Origin of the sequence: Oceaniferula marina, assembly GCF_013391475.1 — a bacterium.
Taxonomy (GTDB): domain Bacteria; phylum Verrucomicrobiota; class Verrucomicrobiia; order Verrucomicrobiales; family Akkermansiaceae; genus Oceaniferula; species Oceaniferula marina.
Map to the genome: position 1 here is coordinate 117,337 of NZ_JACBAZ010000001.1, position 18,329 is coordinate 135,665.

At 51.3% G+C, this 18,329-nt stretch carries 11 protein-coding genes and 1 tRNA gene; 6 read left to right on the forward strand and 6 right to left on the reverse strand.

The features are described from left to right. The first annotated feature begins 15 nt into the window (after nt 1-15). Nucleotides 16-102, forward strand: a tRNA-Leu gene (locus HW115_RS00495). Between the two features lie 334 nt (nt 103-436). Continuing rightward, complete coding sequence (locus tag HW115_RS00500) at nt 437-4,156, forward strand: CotH kinase family protein (RefSeq protein WP_264373128.1); 3,720 nt, start codon at nt 437-439, stop codon at nt 4,154-4,156. Nucleotides 4,157-4,159: 3 nt separating this feature from the next. On the opposite strand, the gene HW115_RS00505 is transcribed toward HW115_RS00500, so the two are convergent. Genes HW115_RS00505 through HW115_RS00520 form a run of 4 tightly spaced genes read right to left on the reverse strand, consistent with a single transcriptional unit; the run spans nt 4,160 to nt 9,601 of the window. Next, nucleotides 4,160-5,737 carry a trypsin-like peptidase domain-containing protein gene (locus HW115_RS00505; RefSeq protein ID WP_178930621.1) on the reverse strand — a complete coding sequence of 526 codons (1,578 nt, stop codon included), beginning with the start codon at nt 5,735-5,737 and terminating at the stop codon, nt 4,160-4,162. Nucleotides 5,738-5,748: 11 nt separating this feature from the next. After that, entirely contained in the window at nt 5,749-6,621 is an 873-nt protein-coding gene (locus HW115_RS00510) for a PP2C family protein-serine/threonine phosphatase (RefSeq protein WP_178930622.1), read from the reverse strand. A gap of 5 nt (nt 6,622-6,626) precedes the next feature. After that, nucleotides 6,627-8,699, reverse strand: a complete 2,073-nt coding sequence (locus tag HW115_RS00515; RefSeq protein WP_178930623.1) for a serine/threonine protein kinase — start codon at nt 8,697-8,699, stop codon at nt 6,627-6,629. 20 nt (nt 8,700-8,719) lie between these two features. Further along, nucleotides 8,720-9,601, reverse strand: a complete 882-nt coding sequence (locus HW115_RS00520) for a VWA domain-containing protein (RefSeq protein ID WP_178930624.1) — start codon at nt 9,599-9,601, stop codon at nt 8,720-8,722. A gap of 122 nt (nt 9,602-9,723) precedes the next feature. On the opposite strand from HW115_RS00520, the gene HW115_RS19645 reads away from it, so the two are divergent. From HW115_RS19645 to HW115_RS00540, 4 genes are read left to right on the forward strand one after another with little or no spacing between them, the layout of a single operon-like run. Further along, nucleotides 9,724-11,445, forward strand: a complete 1,722-nt coding sequence (locus HW115_RS19645) for an FHA domain-containing protein (RefSeq protein ID WP_227021192.1) — start codon at nt 9,724-9,726, stop codon at nt 11,443-11,445. Nucleotides 11,446-11,495: 50 nt separating this feature from the next. Continuing rightward, the gene (locus HW115_RS00530) at nt 11,496-12,251 is read left to right on the forward strand and encodes a MotA/TolQ/ExbB proton channel family protein (protein ID WP_178930625.1); all 756 of its coding nucleotides are present in this window, start codon (nt 11,496-11,498) and stop codon (nt 12,249-12,251) included. Between the two features lie 15 nt (nt 12,252-12,266). Next, the gene (locus HW115_RS00535; protein WP_178930626.1) at nt 12,267-12,983 is read left to right on the forward strand and encodes an FHA domain-containing protein; all 717 of its coding nucleotides are present in this window, start codon (nt 12,267-12,269) and stop codon (nt 12,981-12,983) included. A gap of 32 nt (nt 12,984-13,015) precedes the next feature. Continuing rightward, entirely contained in the window at nt 13,016-13,867 is an 852-nt protein-coding gene (locus tag HW115_RS00540; protein ID WP_178930627.1) for a PP2C family protein-serine/threonine phosphatase, read from the forward strand. 28 nt (nt 13,868-13,895) lie between these two features. On the opposite strand, the gene HW115_RS00545 is transcribed toward HW115_RS00540, so the two are convergent. Further along, the gene (locus HW115_RS00545) at nt 13,896-16,700 is read right to left on the reverse strand and encodes a serine/threonine protein kinase (RefSeq protein ID WP_178930628.1); all 2,805 of its coding nucleotides are present in this window, start codon (nt 16,698-16,700) and stop codon (nt 13,896-13,898) included. A 155-nt stretch (nt 16,701-16,855) separates the two neighbouring features. After that, on the reverse strand, nt 16,856-18,328 hold the full coding sequence (locus tag HW115_RS00550) for a cryptochrome/photolyase family protein (RefSeq protein WP_178930629.1): 1,473 nt from the start codon (nt 18,326-18,328) through the stop codon (nt 16,856-16,858). Nucleotide 18,329 lies beyond the last annotated feature (1 nt).

Genomic DNA, 18,329 nt, shown 5'->3' on the forward strand with positions numbered 1-18,329 from the left:
CGTCTCCAACAATGTGCGCACGTGGCGGAATTGGTAGACGCGCATGATTCAGGTTCATGTGTCCTCACGGACGTGGAGGTTCGATTCCTCTCGTGCGCACCATTTATTTATAATAAGCCTCCGGTTAAACTCGGGGGCTTTTTGTTTGTATGGCTCGATCGAGCCTTTAACCACCATGCAGGTGGCTTTTTGGATAAGAAATGGGGATGAGCGCTGTATTTAAGAGAAAACGTGATTTCTACCTATTTCTATCGCTAAGGGGGCCTCAAGGAGGCCTCTAATCGTAGCCTCTAAGTCCGCAGTAAGGGGGCGTCAATTTGTTGAATAGGCGGAAAATTCAGCTTCGGTATCTTTTTGGCATCTATTGCTTATGATTCATCCCAACATACAACCATTTCGGAGTTCTGTAGCCCGAGCGGCACTTTTGTGGTTTTTTATGTGCTGTCTGGGGCTGAATTGTGCTTGGGCTCAAGTCGCGGATCATCCGCTTATCAGCGAAGTAATGGCGGACAACGATACGACCCTTGCCGATGCCGACGGAGATTTCTCCGATTGGCTGGAAATTTACAACCCGACAGAGCTTGCGTTTGATTTGACTGGATATTATTTGACGGATGATGCTGAGGAACTGACGAAGTGGTCATTTCCAAGTGTTTCGTTGGCTGCCGGTGGTAGACTTTTGGTTTATGCCTCGGACAAGGCCCCAGCTCAGCCAGGAGGAGAATTGCACACGAATTTCAAGTTGAGCAAAGCTGGGGAATACCTCGCACTGGTTTCTCCCGATGGCGTCACGGTGATGCATCATTTCTCTCCGATGTTTCCGGCTCAGACGAGTGATGTTTCTTATGGCGTCATCGGTGGGAATCCTGAGTATGAGCAATTCATGTCTATTCCGACTCCAGGTGCAGCCAATGACCAGACCCTTCCGGCACCCGGTCCGATTGCTTTTTCCGAACCAAGCCGAACTTTTTTCGGAGAATTAAGCGTGCGTCTTAGTTCCAATGAGCCAGAAGCGAGTATCTACTATACGACGGATGGAAGTGATCCTTCGCCTGCTAATGGGCTGGAATACAGTGGCCCGATTACGGTAAATTCCACAATCCGACTACGTGCCCTTGCCCTTTTTGCTGGCCAGACGGGTGAAATGTCAGGGGTGAGTTACATTCGTCTTGCTGCTGACCTTGCGACGTATCAATCGGATTTACCCTTGATGGTAATCGATAACTTTGGGGCTGGAACCATTCCGGCCAAATCTTGGAGTGGGAACGGTTCCGGGATTCAGCAGGTTGCCCGACAACCCGCCGTATGGGCTACATTCGACCGTGATGAGGTGTCGGGTATGGCCGCGTTGACTGACGCCCCGCAGATGATGAGTCTTTTGGGGATTCGTGGTAGGGGGGCGTATTCCAGTAGTTGGTCGCAAAAGCCATATAGCGCCGAGGCCTGGAATGAAGTGCAGGATGAAAAAAATGTGCAGGTTCTGGGCATGCCGTCTCATTCGGACTGGGTGTTGTATTACCCGGATACGGATTCCGACAAAGATCCGGTGATGATGTTTAATACCTTTATGTATGATCTTAGCGCACGGATGGGGCGTTATGCGCCACGGTTTCGTTGGGTCGAGGCTTTTGTCAATGAGGATGGCGGGGACTTGACACTGGCTGACCGGCGTGGGGTTTATGCCATTATTGAAAAAGTTTCACGGAGCGATCAGCGTCTGGATTTTAAAAAGATGAGCGATGATGGGACCGGAGGAGGGTTCTTGGTGGGCATCAATCGAATGGATTCCATCCCGGTTGGAGGATTCCCTGCGGAAAATGGCGCCACGTCCCCTCAGTTTTTCCATACCAAGGGGGCGAATCGTATTGCTGAATCTACTCCGAATGTCGGAGGGGGCGGGGACGATATTCCACGTCAAAGCAATGGTTATCTAAATTTTGATAACCCTGGAGGTTACAAAATCAATGCGGCTCAGCGCGCTGCTATCGAGCATTGGTTTTCCAGCTTTGAGGATGTGTTGTATGATGATGCGCGATGGTTGGATCCTGTTGATGGATATACGCGTTATCTCGATGCCGATGATTTTGTGGATTATTTTATCTATAATAACCTGTCCAAAAATGGTGATGGAATGCTGATCAGTATGTTTCCCTGGGTGGGTGATGATGGGAAGCTGAGTATGGGGCCGTCGTGGGACTATAATTGGGGGAGCTATTATCGCTCGGGCTCAGCGACCGGGACGTTGTGGCATCGGGCTGACCGCCTTTGGTACGGTAGGTTGTTTGCAGATCCTGATTTTGAACAACGTTATATCGACCGTTGGTTTATGCACCGCGACGGGCCCCTTAGTAATGCTGGGATCGCACAGGTGATTGACGAACAAGCGGCCGAGATTGGCGCGGAGCGAGCTCAAAGGCAGGGGTTTGCAAGCGAAAGTGCATGGTTGAATGAGCAGAGTACATTCAAAAACTGGCTGACGACACGTGCAGATTGGTATGATTCTCAGTTTGTCAGCAGACCGGTTTTTGTGACGGCGCCTGGGAATGTGCAGGCGGGTGACAGAGTGCGTTTTGCTTCGCCTGAAAATGGTATCATTTATTATACCGTCAATGGCACGGACCCAAGGGCAAGTGGTGGGGGCTTGTCCACTGGAGCGATTCAATATGACGGCTCGAGTCAGTTGACACCCTTGGTGGGAAGTGGGGCTGCTGTGAAGGTGGTGGTTCCTACTCAGAGCAACCCTGAGACCGGTCTTGGATGGACGGCCATTGGTTATGATGACTCACATTGGATTTCGGGGGCTGGCGGAGTCGGCTACGACCGTCAATCGACGTATCTTTCCGAGATTCAATTGGACGTCAGGAATCAAATGGATGGAGTGAATGCGAGCGCCTATCTGCGGTTAGTGTTTAATGTAGACGATCCTGCAAGCTATGATGTGATGCGCTTGAAGATGAAATATGATGATGGCTTTGTGGCTTATCTGAACGGGAATGTAATGGCTTCTGCCAATGCACCTTCGGATCTGGATTGGAATGCAGGGGCTACAACCTATATCAATGATTCGGACGCCTTGCAGTTTCAGAGTATCGATGTGTCGGAGCACCTTCAGCATTTGGTTTCAGGAGAGAATGTCCTGGCGATCCATGGTTTGAACTTTAATACGAACAGCTCGGATTTTTTGATGGTACCTGAGCTTGAGGCTGGGGTTGTCGCAAATGATGTCGGGATACCGATACCAAGGTCTGCTCTGCTGACCGCCCGGCGGTATTCGGGAGGGGGCTGGAGTGCCCCCGTGGACGGCTATTACTTCGTGAACGCCGTGCCCGCAGCTTTGGGCAATCTCGTGGTTTCGGAGATTCATTACCGTCCGGAGGATGCTTCCCCTGAAGAATTGGCTGCCGGATTTTCAGACCGGGACGACTTTGAGTTTGTCGAGCTCATGAATGTGGGGGCTCAATCTATCAATTTGACCGGTGTCAGGTTTGTTCGGGTCGAGGGTGAGGGTGTTGAGTTTGATTTTTCCAATGTCTACCCTCGGGTGTTAGGCTCAGGGCAACGTATGCTGCTTGTGAAGAATCAGGCAGCCTTTGAGTTTAGATACGGGACGGCCGTATCAGCTCAGACAGTGGGATCCTTTTCCGGCAACTTAAGTAATGACGGCGAGCTGCTCACCTTACTTGCTGATGATGGGCATACGATTCAATCGATTCGTTATAACGATCAACATCCTTGGCCGACAGAGGCGGATGGTGGTGGTGAAAGTTTGATTCTCATCAGTCCCGAACGAATACCCGATAGCTCGGATTTCGGGAATTGGCGCGTGAGTAAAAGCGATGGGGGAAATCCCGGGTTCAGTGATGCCTTGCCCTATCTAGGAGGCGACTTGATTGATTACGCTTTAGAGTCTCCTTTGAAATGTGGGGTGATGGACGGAGGGGTGGTATCGGTTTCGTATGCTGAAACCTTGGGTGCTGACGACGCAAGGGTGGTTTTACTGTCATCCACGGACATGGGTAGCTGGGAGCCCTTGTCCTCCTCGATCATGGAGAAAAGCTACGTCGATGGCAAAGTCATCTGGCAGGGAGTGCTGGATAGTTCACAGGCCAGCGGCAGAGAAAAGCTCTTTTTAAGGCTGTCTGTGACTGAGAAGTAATCCCTAGATCAGCGCAAATGAAAGTGAGACTTCTCCGAGGGTGATATGGTCACCGGGGTTTAGCGGCATGGGCTGATTCGGGGTAAGGCGCTTGCCATTGACGCTGGTGCTGTTGGATGAGCCGTTGTCTCGGATGTTGAGTTGGCCATTGATCAGGCTGATTATTGCGTGGGCTTTTGAAATACTTGTGTTGTCGATGACCAGATGGGCGATGCCGGGTTTGCGGCCAATGGTGATATTTCCACCGTAGCGTTGAATCAGTTCCGGGGTTAGTTGGAAATGGATGGGTTTGCTTTTCCCAGCCTCCGGGTTGTTTCCTTGGAGTGACCATCCGTTGGGTGTGTCGGTTGCGAGTGGTGGTGCACCCGCCGCGTTGGCTGGCATCTGAGGAAATGGGTTTGCTTCAGCTGCTGAAGGTGCCTGGGGTGTTGGCGGGTTTGCGGGAGCCGGGGGAGCCGGGGGAGGAGAAGCTGGCGGTGTGGGAGGAGAGTTGACAATCTGTCCTCCATCCCAGGTCGGGCCTGAGTTGGTCGGAGGCAAGCTGCCGGGGCGGCTCTGCAGGCGGGAGACTCCGGATACGCGTTTGATATACTGGGTGTAGCTTTCGGTGGATGGCTTTTTCCTTAGTGCGACAAGTAGAGAGGTGAGTGCGGCGAGAGTAACAAGCCCGAGGACAAGCCAGATTTTCCAGTCGACGCCCCCGCCTTGGCTTGTTTCACACGGCTCATCCGTGGTGACGGCTGAAATGCTCTGTTTTTTGAGAACCGAAATGAGTTCGGTGATACGTGACGAGTTTTTGACATTATCTGCGACTGAAAATGTCAGCCCCTGAGTGTTGATGCCGATGACCCGGCCGCATTCGTCAAACAAGGGGCCCCCGCTATTGCCATGGCCGATATTGACGTCGTGGTCGATCACTTCGAGTTCGGTGCTGTATTGGGGGGTCCATTTCCGGATGAGTGTTTTGCGGACTTCTCCACTGGATACCGTCGGGTCGAGGAATTGGACGAGGTCTTTGTCCACGTTGTCCAAGACGCCTCGGCGTGAAGAATAGGCAAGTTTGATGAATTCAACTTCGCTGGGACCAATTTTATCGCTGCCTGATCGGCGGCTGGCATCTGCGGCTGTAGGAAAACCAATGGCATAGGCTTGGCTGCCTTTTTCGATTGGGGCCTCTGATAAGGTCAGGGTGTCGCAACCGATGCCGTCCACTTTGAGAATGGCAATATCAAGTTCTTTATCCGACCAGGAGACGGAGGCGTCGACGATCTCAATTTGGTTGCTGCTGACCTTGCGTGCCACCACCAGCTTACCCTTGTCCGCGCCGTCGATGACGTGGTGGTTGGTAATCAGGGTGTTTTCCCCGATGTAAAAACCGGAGCCGCTGCCGTATCCCATCGAAGATGAGGATTTCATGGCGATGATGACCCGGACGACTCCCTGTTCGGCTTTTTTTGCATCAAACCCTTCTTGTTCCTCTTGGCAGGAACAGATGAGCCCCAAGCTGAGAAGGCAAAGGATGTGGAACAATGGCCGGAATGATCGGCGTGTCGATTTACGGGGCGGGGTAGCTGGATTCATATCGGATAGGGTTATTGGGATAAGAAAATGTAGAACAAAATGATGATGTCGATCACAATGAATGTATAGAAAATAATGAGTAAGGTCGACTTGATGACAGAACGAAGTGGAGACGATTGCGGATGTGCGGGCGCCTGATGTGATTTGTTGGGGGCTGCTACTTCGGCGATCGCAATGGTGGTGTTATCACCGTCAGGACCGTTTTGTTTGACGGCTTTTGTTACCAGTCGGTTGATATGATCCTCGAGTTTCCGGTCGCGTGGTCTGCTTGGTAGAATCGGTGCCTTTGCGGGCACACTCTCCCAGTAACCGTCAGAGCAGAGAAGGAATTGGTCACCTGGTTGATAGGTGCAGGATTGGTAGTCGCTACCTTTGAAGCTCCCTCCTCCGAGGCTTTTGAGGATGCGCCCTTTATCGGGGTGGCTATTGAGCTCTTCTTCGGTGATTTTCCCTTGCTCTACCAGAAGTTGAACCACCGAGTGATCTCTGGTTCTGGTGGCAGTTTGACCATTTTGAATTCGATACAGGCGGCTGTCTCCGCAGTGGATCCAATGGGCTTCGTGCTCATCGAGATATAGTGCGACAATGGTGCTGGCTGGATTGCGTCTTTCTCCAGGGGTAAGTGCTGCTATCCGTTGGTGGGCGAGCTCTGCAATGTTCTCTAGCGATTGCCGAGGTGAGGAGAATCGGCCATGCTGATGATTCCAGATTTCATCTGCGGTTTCAATGACCGTTTTGGCTGCTGCCGCACCTCCGATATTCCCTCCGACTCCATCTGCCAGGACCAGTAGGCAGGTGTGCTCACTGGTCCATGAGTGAGCGGCGTCTTGTTGTTCTTCTCGGCCCCCAATCGAGGATGCAATGGCGATATGGATAGAGTGCATGGTCGTTATTCGATAGGTTCTGAGCTTACCCCTGTGATGACTGGTTGTCCACGGTGGTAGGTGATCTGGTAGGTGTTAAACAGATTGCCACTGTAGGCCTTTCCCGAGTTGGTGTTGCGGGTGCGGTAGTGGAGAACTGCAAATGCGGTTAAGGTGTTGCGGCCTGCACCCTTGACCCGGATGGCTTCGGTGATTTGATAACTGCGCTGGTTGTATTTCCCTGCATATTTCAAGAGGTCTTTTTTGATGTAGTCTTGAGTAGCAGATTCGATTTTGTAGTAGGGGCTTACTTGCTTATCGTAGTAATCGAGCTGTTTGAGGATGGATCCTCTGTCTGAGTTGCCCGCTTTGATGAATCGGGTGATGAATTCGACGATGTCTTTTTTCTGGGCTTCGGCATTGTAGCGGACCGATGCTTCCTCGAGGACTTCGTTGTTGATCGCGGAGATGACAGGTTTGTTGTGTTTGGTTCCGATGGAGAGTTTGCTGAGGACTTTACCTGTGCGAGATTCCACACCATTGCTAACTTCGTATTGCAGGGCTGTTTGCGTGTGGTAGAGATGGGAGGATGCGCGATCAATATGGATGTTGGTGCCTGGTGTGTAATTTCGCTCGGGCCACCGCTGGTTATAATTCCGGCTGTCGGTGTCGATGGCATTCCGAGGATACGACGGTTTACCAAAGTAGTTGACGTAGTCGGCATAATATTTGAGTTGTTGTCCGGTTTTTCCATCATTGTAGTAGTCGAGGACGAACTGCCTGATGTCGGAATGGCTGACGGGTTTGAGGTCGTTTTTATTGTCAGTTGAGTCTTGCTGGTTCTGCTGCTGTTTTGATTCGGATGTTTTTGTTTGGTGATTGGTTTCTGATTTGAGGGTGTTGGTTTGCTTCGCAGTTTGGTTTTTGTTTTGCTGTTGGTAGTGTTTGACGCCGAGATAGGTTCCCAGCGTGATGAGTCCGATTAATAAAAAGATGATGCCGCTTAGGAGCACGACCGGTTTTTGTTTGCGGTGGCGTGTTGTCTGTCGGACGGTCGATGGAGACCTGCGGTCGGGCTGATGGGGGACGGGCGGTTTCGCTTTGTTGGGGTTCGGTTTGAGGGGGGCGGTGGTTTGCTGATGGTTTGTTTGTTGATGGTTTGTTTGTTGTTTCGCCGCTCTTGGGCCGATTTGAGCTGCGATATGCCTCAATTCATCTTGCCAGATGCGAGCATTTTGAGGTCGCTGGCGTTCGCTCATCTGCATAGCGTGCGCAATGGCGTTCGAGAGTGTTGGCGAGGCTTTGCGGAGCTGGAGCAGGGGAATGCATGGATCTTTTTTTCCATGGCGCAGGGCGTTGTTGCGGTCCGGGGCCTCAGGCGGAGGCGTGCCCGTGAGCATGAAATAGGCGACGGATGCCAGGGCGTAGACATCGGACCATGGCCCCTGGTATTTTGCTTCGGTCGAGTATTGTTCGATGGGTGCGTATCCGGGGGAGATGATGGAGGTGATGGCTTGGCTTTTGAGCGCGACGAGATTGCGGGAGGCTCCGAAGTCGAGCAGGATCGGCATCTGCTTGCTTTGCTCGAGGATGATGTTTTCGGGTTTAATGTCCCGGTGTAAGATCCCGGCTTGGTGGATGGTGTTGACGGCATCACAGAGAGAGATCAATATATTGAGACATTGGCCTTCCGTGAAGGTTCCGTAGGCTGCTACGTGACCTTTGATGTCATCGCCCTGAATGTAGGGCATCACCATGTAGGCTGTGCCGTTTTGCTCAAAAAACTCAAGCATCCGGACAAGGTGGGGGTGTTTGAACTTAGCCAGAGTTCTGGCCTCTTTGATGAACGAGTCGATGGCCCAACGGAAATCATCATGCAGCGACTGGGAGTGTGCGCTTACACTGAGGTCATGATGTCGTGTTGCGATCGCCGTGGGAAGCAGCTCCTTGATGGCTAGTTCCGAGCCCGTATGAATATCTTGTGCTGCATAGGTGATACCAAAGCCACCCTTGCCGATCACCCGCGTGATTTGATAGTGATTGACAATATGTCCAGGAGGGAGCGCCAAGGCGTCCTCATCTGGGAGGTTGGGGGACATGATTTTGTAGGAGGTGTGGGTCAGGGCGAAAGGGTCGCCCGGATCAGACTGTTGAGCATACGGCCGCTGTCTTCAATGTATTCTCCGTCACCGCGGCGGGCCAGATTTTGGAGGAAGCCGGGTGCTTGATCGTCCATGTTGTCCGTTCTGGCCAAAATGGATGTCACTCTGCTGGAGATTGACGAGCGGGAGCTGTTGCTGAACTTGGAAGCCAATTGCCAGGCCTGCTCTTCGTTTTTGGCGGAAGCATCGGTGATGACCACGATGATGTGTTTCCAATTACCTGAAGTCCAACTCATTTGACTAGCCTGCTCCAGGGCGATGGATACGGACTCGGGTTTGTCCGAGTTCTTATCGGAACTTGCTTCCAGAGCATCGACGAAGCGGCTCAGGCTGCGAAACGATTGGTCGTTCATTTCTCGGATTGGAAATTTTTTGGTGACATAGGATGTGGCGCTGCTGGCCTCGACTTCATCCCGGTAAGCGACAAAACCAATTCGAATCCGTTTATTGACGAGCTTGAGGGTGTCAACCACATCCTTGAGGTTGGTTTTGATGTCCTCCAGATGGCTGTCCATGCTGCTGGTCGTGTCGCAGACGAATACAATTTCCACATCTTTCGGTTGAAGTGATGCCGCTTCGGCTTCGGCTTTTTTTTGTGCGGCTTCGTGTCGGGCCGCTTTGGCTTCCGCTTTGTTACGGGCTGCCTCCATGGTGGCCGCTGTCTTTTTTGCTTCTTCTAACTGGGCTGAGACGATTCGAGCTTTGGCTACGAGGTCATCATTCTTCATGTAGTAGGGGAAGAGGATGACAGCGATGATTACGAAGGCCCCCATAGCCGACGCAAAAAGGTCGAGCGTGGAAATACTAAAAATATTCAATTGACGGGATGGGCGCCTCATAAGTAATACCACTAGGGTAGTCTTGTGATGTGTGACAAGTTTATTTCAGTGTCATAATGTCATTTGAACGTGCATCCAAACTCTTAAGCCACTAGGCTTGTTAAATCTTATCCCCCTATAAAATGATTAGACGCTCGATTGATAGTTCACTGTTTGCCAAGGTTTTTCTGATTTGGTTTTTGATTCTAACCAAACTGATGGGTGGGTTGGATGAACGATACACTGGGGTAAGTGAAGATGTGGATAAACCGAATCTGGTTCGTTTTGAATATAAGTTGAACCCTTACGAGGAAGTTACCGGAGTCTCCGTTAAGAGTGATGCAGATGAGCTCTTTCCCAAATTGCTTTCCTATGTTGATCAGCCGGATGCCAAAACCGCAGTGTTGTTTCTCATCGATACCAGCAACCCTCGGCGGGGAAAAGAGGTTGAGCAGGCGAGAAAGTTGGTTATGGACACCTTGAGTGCTGCGGATGCCACGCGTCATGTGATCGGGGTCTATCCTTTTCATGGTCAGATCGACGAGGGGTTTGCTCCCATGGGGACGCCTTTAAAGGAACTTCAGGAAAAAGCAAAGACGATCAAGGCAAACGGGATCAACACCATTCTTTATGGTAGTGCGTTGAAGGCAATTGGTATTTTGGAAAAGACCGAGGCCGAACGTAAGGCCATTGTAATTATTTCGGATTGGAAAAGTGAAGACAATGTCATGGATGCAAAGGGCTTTGTGCAGAAGGCCGAAACATTACTTCGAAATGGTAAGATTGTTTGCCATAGTGTGATTCTTGCAGAAGAGGATCAGAGTGAAGTGGATACGGCTGAGCATTTGGCTGAGTCAACCGGAGGGCAGGTAGTCAAGGTGTCGAAAAAGAATCTCCGGATCCCGGCATCTTTTGCTGGAGAGTTGCTGTTGCATTTGGAAAGTGGTGGGCAGGCTGTGGTTGATCTGACAGGTCGGGAACAAGCCGCCAAGGTTGTCTTCGAAGTGCAAACAAAATCAGGCGCTACTTATCCTTATACCTATGACCGTCAAGCGAAGACGGGAGGGGCTTCGGACGTTGTTGATCCAAAGAACCCCCAAGCGACAGATCCTGATGCTGATCCTGGTGCCGCTGTTGATCCTGATGAGGATACCAGTGGTGGCGATGCTCCGGGGGATACGACGAACCCTGATGAGGCTCAAGGACCTGACCAAGGTTCGGCGTCGTCAGATGATGGGGCAGCTGGGTCTGATTCGAAATCAACGAAATCGGAAGAGGGTGGTTTTCTTGGGCTGCCAATTTGGATGGTGCTTTCCGGTGTGGGAGTAGGTGTCGTTGTTCTGGTGATTTTGATTGTTCTGATTCTGCGCAATAAAGAGGAAGATGTTTTTGAGCAGGATTATCAGGCTCAGGATCTGGATGGGGACAACCCGTTTGTTGTTGATGATGCCGTAGATCCGGTTGACGCTCCTGAGAACGATCCATTGCAAGTGCCTGCTCTGTATGCCGCTGAGTTTGAGCTCGGCAATGGGACGGCCATTTGTAACACCTTGCCGGATCCTGGAGAGGAGGTTGCGGCCTACCTCAAATTTGGAGAAGCAGGCTCACGCGGTGTGTATCCGATTGCCAAGACCGCGGTTCGCATTGGCCGGGGGCAGGACAACGATCTGTCATTGAAAAATGACAGTGTGTCGAGGCATCATGCTGAGATTCTGAACAAACGCGACGGAAGTTTTTCCATCACTGATCTGGACTCCGGGAACCGGGTCTACGTGAATGGTGAGGAGATTACTCAGGCCTCGCTGCAGGTAGGCGATGTGGTCGAGGTCGGGGAAGTCACATTTACTTTTGATCTCGAGGCCTGATTTGAAAGGAGTCCTTCAAATGTTTATTCACTGCGATTATTGATTTCCCTATGGAACGATTATTAACGGCGATTATCGCCATCATGTTGGGTATTGTAACGGTGGTTGTACTGAACCTCTCGTTGACGGGCGGTGAGACCGCCGCGATGCTACTGATCAACAAGTCAGATAACGCGTTGGTCTGGGTATCTGAGCAGGCATTAATGTGGATGTTTTTTTACCTTGGCTTGGGAGAGTTGGTCTTACGTTTTCTCGCCTCGAGCAAAGAGGGAAAACAAACCAAGCGCAACCTGCTTCCCGAGGAGGATTCTGTGATATTGACCTCCAAGGAATTGCCCGCTGTTTATACCAGGGCCAAACAGGCGGGGAGCGCGTATTTACCCCGCTTGATTCAACGAGTGGTCCGCCAATTCCAAATTTCGCAATCAGCAGATCAGGCCAACAGTGTGCTGGATTCCAGTATGGAGCTTTTCCTGCATGAGATTGATTTAAAATACAATATGCTCCGATACATTATGTGGGTGATTCCTACGATTGGCTTTATTGGAACGGTTCGAGGGATTGCTTTGGGCTTGAGTACCGCAGCCGCGGAATCTCATAAGGGCAATACCGATGATTTGCTTTATGTGGTGTCGACCGATTTGGCGGTTGCTTTTTATACGACCATGCTGGCGCTGGTGATGTCCGGTGTGCTGGTTTTGATCATGCATATTTGCCAAGGCCGGGAAGAAGGTGGTCTGAACCGCTCCGGGCAGTATTGTATCGACCACCTGATTAATAAACTCTACAATCCACAACCATCATAAACCAAATAGACGACTATGGACTCTGACGCCGATAAAACCCGAATGATCCGAAGGAGCCGTCCAGCCAGCGATGCTGGGACGCCTGCTACCCCACCGAAATTGCCCGACACTTCTCATCACGACCCGGATGCAACCCGTATTATTCAGCCCAATCAAGCGCCTCAACCCAGTTTGCATCAAGTTCCTGAAACAGGGGGGATCGATGACGATGCGACCCGTCTGATTGCGCAACCGAATCCTGGTCTTGATCCAGGGGCACCACAAAGTGCAGGAGTGGATGATTCCGATAAAACCAAATTGGTGCGTCGGTCTTCCGGGGGTGCGGCAAGTGTTGCCACCACAGGCTCATCGCAAGGGCCCGGAACTTCCATGGACGATCCTGTGACCGGATGGTTGGTGGTTATTGACGGACCGGGTAAAGGGAATCAGGTGGCCATTGGTGAGCAGGATAATCATGTTGGCCGGTCAGGAGGGGCAGACGGGGCCCGGGTTTGTTTGGATTTTGGCGATCACGGTATCTCCAGGAACAATGCCTTTGTGCTACGCTATGATCCTAAAAAGCGCCGCTTCAAAATTTTGCCAGGGGAGGGAGCCAACATTGTTTATTTGAACGATGATGATTTGGATGTCCCCACGGAAATAAAAGCGGGAGATGTGATTGAACTCAGCGATACCAAATTACGTTTTGTGCCGTTTTGCGGACCTGAATTTGATTGGGTCGACACGGAGTAAGGCCGCGGGGTTCGATTCTGAGGACATGATTCATGTTTGAAGTAGAGAGAGATTTTGCTGGTTTGCAGCGTCCGGGGGCTCGTCCGTATCAGGAGGATTCCCAGGGCTTTGCTGTGCTCTCGGAACGTGAGGACGGCGGGATTGAAACCTTGCTGGTTGTCTTGGCTGATGGCATGGGGGGTGAAAATGCCGGTGATTATGCAAGCCAAACAGTGGTTGATACCTTTGTTGCCTATTGTCATACACACTATCATTCGGATCGGGTTCCAGAGATGTTGACAAGCGCGATGCAGGTAGCCAATGAAAAGGTGGCAGATGCCATTGTTCGCAAACCTTCATTGGAGGGCATGGGGTCTACCTTGCTTGCCGCTGTGGTGAGCGAGGACTCTTTGTATTGGCTCAGCGTCGGAGACTCACCGCTTTATTTGTTCCGTGACGGGAAGTTGAGTCAGATCAACGAGGATCATTCGATGATGCCGGTGTTGTTGAAGCTCGTTGAAGAAGGGGATTTGGAAGAGGCTGAGTTGGCGACACACCCTGACCGGAACGTGTTGCGATCAGCGATTATCGGGGATGAAATTGAACTGATTGACTGCCCCGATCAAGCAATTGCCATGCAAGCGGGTGATGTGCTGCTTGTGGCATCAGACGGATTGCAGACTCTGGAGAAGGAGGAGATCGAATTGCGGCTCACGCGGCATAAACAGCTGCCCGCAGATGGGCTTGCCCGGATTCTCTTGCGTGCTGTTGAACGTGCAGCGAACCCTAAACAGGACAATGTTTCGATTAACGTTGTTTGTCTACCCGGTCTGACCCGAACAGGGGATGTGGATGAAGATTGGATGAGTAAAACCCGTATCTTACGGCGCGGTGAGGAGGGGTGATCCCGAGCTGGGTTTCTCCGAGTAATGGTTAATACCTGACGGATGTGACGTAAGGTTTTCCTTTTTGGAAGCGGACTTTGACCCGTTCGTCACGAGTGGTTTTATGGGTTCCTTTGATGACATCCGTTTTACAGACAAAGGTAAAGGTCGTGCCTTTGCCTGAGGCCGCATCCGTGATGTGCTTGAAGTCTGAATACGAGCGGGCTGTATAGATTCTGGTTCCATGTTTTGCCCGGGATGTTTTTATTTTTTGTGTGATTTCCGCCCGGTTAAGCGTCCGGTCGCCATAGTATTCAGTGCTGTCTGAGTAGTAGGCCGCTTCGCCTGCCGGGGATTCACCACCCTCGGAGTCTCCCGCAGTGAGCCGTTTTTGATTAAATTCTTTGAGTCGTTCGATCAGGGCGTCGTCGTCAAAGCTTCGGTCGTCTTCATCATCTTCTCCATCCTGGTCATCATCTCGTTTAATGCTCTTGTGTGACCCGATCAAAGGAATGCCATTAAATTCGGCAATAGCAAAGAGTCCTTTTCGTTTCCCTTTAATGGTGAAGATTCCATCGCTCCATTCGTAGGTGTATTTGATCGAGACGACCCACGTTTGTTTGGAGTCTGAGAGGCGGGATGTTACAGAGTCGGGGTCAATGGTGTATGACCTGATTGACCAATGGGAGAACAGCTCGGAGGTTTCTTTTGCTATCTCTGTTCTGGATTTGTGGTTCTCCTGATCGTCACCCCAGTAGACCTGGGTGTGTAGTAGTTTCATTTGTTCGGCAGTGCTGTGCCTGCTGCTCCCTTTGTTGATGAAAGCTTTTGCGACGGCAATGGCTTCTTCTTTTGTTATCCCTTCTGGGGCCTCCTTTTGAGGGGATAGCTTGATTGCTGGCAAACTGATCGGGCTGCCGATGCTGTTCATCTCGAACTTCTTTGTAGATTCCTGGAATCCCTGCGCTTTTACCGTCAATGTGTTTGGACCCTCTTGGTTTGCCCGGAATGAGCCTGATTGAAGTTGGATTTTTTTTCCGTTTAGATAGAGGTCTGCTGTTTTCGGTTCTACAGTGATAGAGACGAGGGATTGATTTTTTTGAATGAACTTATCTGCTTTTTTGATGGATGCCTTGGCCTTGTCCTTCAGTGATTCGGGTATGTCTTCTCCTTTGAGCTCCTGGTTTGCATAGTAGATATTTTGATACTCTTCATCTGCGAGTGCTTCATTAAGATCATCAATGAGGTCTACAATTTTTGTTGATTGTTTGTCAGGTTTGAGTGTGACCGACCCCAGTTCGATGACGCCGTCGATCTCTTTGACGTTGAAATTAATCGATTGTGGTCGATAGCCATCAGCGGTAATTCTCAAGGTGCGGTTACCGAGCCCTTTGACTTTGATGCTGCCATTCTTCAACGGGCATGGCGTGCCATTGATCGAAGTGGTGACTGCCCTCGGCTGGATATTGATTTTCACACTGGTGAGAGAGTTTTCGACCAGATGCGAGTATTGTTTTTTGAGCTTGTCGTAGTGGCTTTGCTGTTCCGGCGTCAGGCTGTTTCGTTCGATCCCGTCGAGAATGGCAAGTGCTTTTTCATGTTGCCTGACATCCAGATAGGTTTCTGCCTGGGTGAGTTTTTTAGGAGTGGTGGTGTCGGCGGGGGCAGCTTCAGGTGTTGTTTCAGCTGTTGTTTCGGACCAGTGTTTCCATGCGACCAGTCCTCCGGCTGTAACCAGAGTCAGCACGAGAACGGCAACGGCTCCGAAGAGTAAGATATGGGGCTTTTTGCTCCGTGGTGCTTGGCCGGATGGGGGTGTCGCGGCAATGGGAGAATTGGGGCCTAGTGATGATGTCGGACCTGTCGAATGTGGTGGCGGAGAGTGTGGTGGTGGAGAATGAAAGCTCGACTCGGGAGTGGCTGTTGCCGGTGATGGAGTGGTGGTGGTCGAGTGAAGCGTTAGATGATCTCTCCAGGCGGAAATGGATTGTGGCCGCTGGCTTTCCGCCATTTCGAGAGCTTGGTCAATTCCTTCCAAAAAGGATGGAGGAAAGCCGATATACTGGGAAGCGGTGTCTGATAATTTCGGTTGAGGGTCAGGTTGTTGGTTGCGATGCGCATCACTCCGATCACTGGCCGGAACCGGCTGTTTGCCTGTGATCATGAAATAGGCACAGGCGGCAAGAGCGTAGATGTCACTCCAGGGGCCCTGATACTTGGCATCGGTCGAATACTGTTCTACGGGAGCGTAGCCTGGAGTGATGATACTGGTTACATCCTGGGTTTTGCCACTGATCTGCTGGCGAGCTGCTCCGAAATCAATCAGCATCGGTTTACCTTCGCTAGAGATGATGATGTTGTCGGGTTTGATATCGCGGTGTAGCGTGTTGGCCTGGTGCACGATCTCGAGCCCATCCATCAGGGCCAGTAGGATGGCTTGCACTTTTTCATAGGGCAGGGGGCCGTTGTTTTTGACAACTTGTTTCAGGCTAAGGCCTTCGACAAAGGGCATGACCATGTAAGCCGTCTGATGGGCCTCGAAGAGGCGGTAGACGTGTACGATGTTCGGGTGGTTGAAACTAGCGAGAATCTGAGCTTCTTTCAGGAAAGAATCCACGGCCCATCGGAAGTCGGATTCCAGACTGCGGGTCTGGGCGATCACACTGTATCCGTCTCCGCGGGTGGCAATCCCGTCCGGCAGTAGCTCCTTGATTGCTACTTTTTTACGTAAATTGACATCTTCCGCAAGATACGTGATTCCAAAGCCCCCTTTGCCGAGGACGGATTCGATGCGGTAGTCTTTGATTTGGCTGCCTTGGGGAAGGCAGTGAGAAGGGTATTCAGGGGGAGTCATGTTCGCGTGCGTAACAACCTGAACAATGTATGAAAGATAGGATGGCTTACAAGAATTAGTTTAAATTAACACGTCATGACAGATATGTGGATTTGTTCAAGCGACAGGCGTAAATGCGTTTGATTGGACCGTGAATGCGTTTGATGGGATCTCTACTAGGGCGAATATTGCTTTTTGATTTCGGTGAAGCGGCGGTAGGCTTCGAGTGCCCGTTCCCGGCCTTCGGTGTGTGGAATGATGGGAGAAGGGTAAGCCGGGGCTCCTGATGCAGCCTTGGGGAGGCTTGCATGTCCTGGGAAATCCCAAGGGGTGTGGATCCATTTGGCCGGAAGGTCCCGAAGTTCGGGGATCCAGGTTCGGATGTAGCTGCCGTCGGGGTCGAATTTTTTGCTTTGTAGGATGGGGTTGAAAATTCGGAAATAGGGTGAAGCGTCGGCTCCTGAGCCTGCGATCCATTGCCAGCCCATGGTGTTGTTTGCGAGGTCGGCATCGACCAGGGTGTCCCAGAACCAACGGGCACCTTCCTGCCATGGTTGGAGCAGGTGTTTGACGAGGAATGAGGCGGTGATCATCCGCACTCGGTTGTGCATCCATCCGGTCTGCCAGAGTTGGCGCATGCCGGCATCGATGATCGGGAAGCCGGTTGTCCCATCTTGCCAGCGTTGCAAGTGGTCACGATTGAATTTCCATGGGAATAGATCGTATTCCGGTTTTAAGGCATGGGATTGACTGTGTGGGTAGTGATAGAGTAAATGAGCGGAAAACTCACGCCAGTAGAGTTGCCTCAGGATGCCGGACTGCGCAGTTTCGGCGGATGCAGAGTGCTGGATGAGATGGTGGTGGAATTCATGAGGGCTGATTTGGCCAAAGTGCAAATAAGCTGAAAGCTGACTGGTGCCGTCGATAGCCGGGATGTCTCGCTGGTCATGATAGTTGCAGCAATGGATAGCGGTTTTTTGTAGCTGACTGAGGCCCGATTTACGTGTCGCTTGCCAATGCTGTGAGATTCCAGTGTCCCAGTTTTTTGTTGGTAGGAGATTGAGTTTTTCCAAGTTACAGCATCCGGGGATCTGTCCGGAATAGGAACGATGGCCGGAGTGGGTTATACTCAGGTCATCTGAATGGATCGGTGGTCTCGGCGGGTCTTGCAGACAATGTTTCCAAAAGGGCGTGAATACCTGGAACGGCTTGCCTGAGCGGTTTCTGAGGCTGAGGGGGTCGCACAAGAGGCTGCCATTCATGCTTTCGACGGAAATCCCTTGTTTCGTGAGAGCCGCTTTGATTTTCGAGTCCCTCTCTACGAAAGCGGGTTCGTAGCAACGGTTCCAGACGATCGCTTTGGCTCCGCTTGAGTGGAGAATATGATCTAATATCGATTGGCTCGATTGGTTCGTTTCGGCCTTGAAGATGAGTAGCTGGCTTCCGCTCTGTTTGAGTTGGGCCGAGAGATCTTGTAGTGCTTGGTGCAACCACCATTTCGATGCCGCCCCTCTGCTCCACGGTTGTTCTTCTCCCGGAGCGTGGATATAAATCGGGAGAATGGGGGCTTTTCGTTTCAGCGCCCAGTTCCAGGCCGGGTTGTCATCAAGCCGGAGGTCTCTTCTAAACCAGACAATGGTGGAGGACATG

Bases quoted from the DNA above. Each gene is read 5' to 3' on its own strand.
- HW115_RS00500 (WP_264373128.1), top strand. From the start codon at position 437: ATGTGCTGTCTGGGGCTGAATTGTGCTTGGGCTCAAGTCGCGGATCAT.
- HW115_RS00505 (WP_178930621.1), bottom strand. From the start codon at position 5,737: ATGAATCCAGCTACCCCGCCCCGTAAATCGACACGCCGATCATTCCGG.
- HW115_RS00510 (WP_178930622.1), bottom strand. From the start codon at position 6,621: ATGCACTCTATCCATATCGCCATTGCATCCTCGATTGGGGGCCGAGAA.
- HW115_RS00515 (WP_178930623.1), bottom strand. From the start codon at position 8,699: ATGTCCCCCAACCTCCCAGATGAGGACGCCTTGGCGCTCCCTCCTGGA.
- HW115_RS00520 (WP_178930624.1), bottom strand. From the start codon at position 9,601: ATGAGGCGCCCATCCCGTCAATTGAATATTTTTAGTATTTCCACGCTC.
- HW115_RS19645 (WP_227021192.1), top strand. From the start codon at position 9,724: ATGATTAGACGCTCGATTGATAGTTCACTGTTTGCCAAGGTTTTTCTG.
- HW115_RS00530 (WP_178930625.1), top strand. From the start codon at position 11,496: ATGGAACGATTATTAACGGCGATTATCGCCATCATGTTGGGTATTGTA.
- HW115_RS00535 (WP_178930626.1), top strand. From the start codon at position 12,267: ATGGACTCTGACGCCGATAAAACCCGAATGATCCGAAGGAGCCGTCCA.
- HW115_RS00540 (WP_178930627.1), top strand. From the start codon at position 13,016: ATGTTTGAAGTAGAGAGAGATTTTGCTGGTTTGCAGCGTCCGGGGGCT.
- HW115_RS00545 (WP_178930628.1), bottom strand. From the start codon at position 16,700: ATGACTCCCCCTGAATACCCTTCTCACTGCCTTCCCCAAGGCAGCCAA.
- HW115_RS00550 (WP_178930629.1), bottom strand. From the start codon at position 18,328: ATGTCCTCCACCATTGTCTGGTTTAGAAGAGACCTCCGGCTTGATGAC.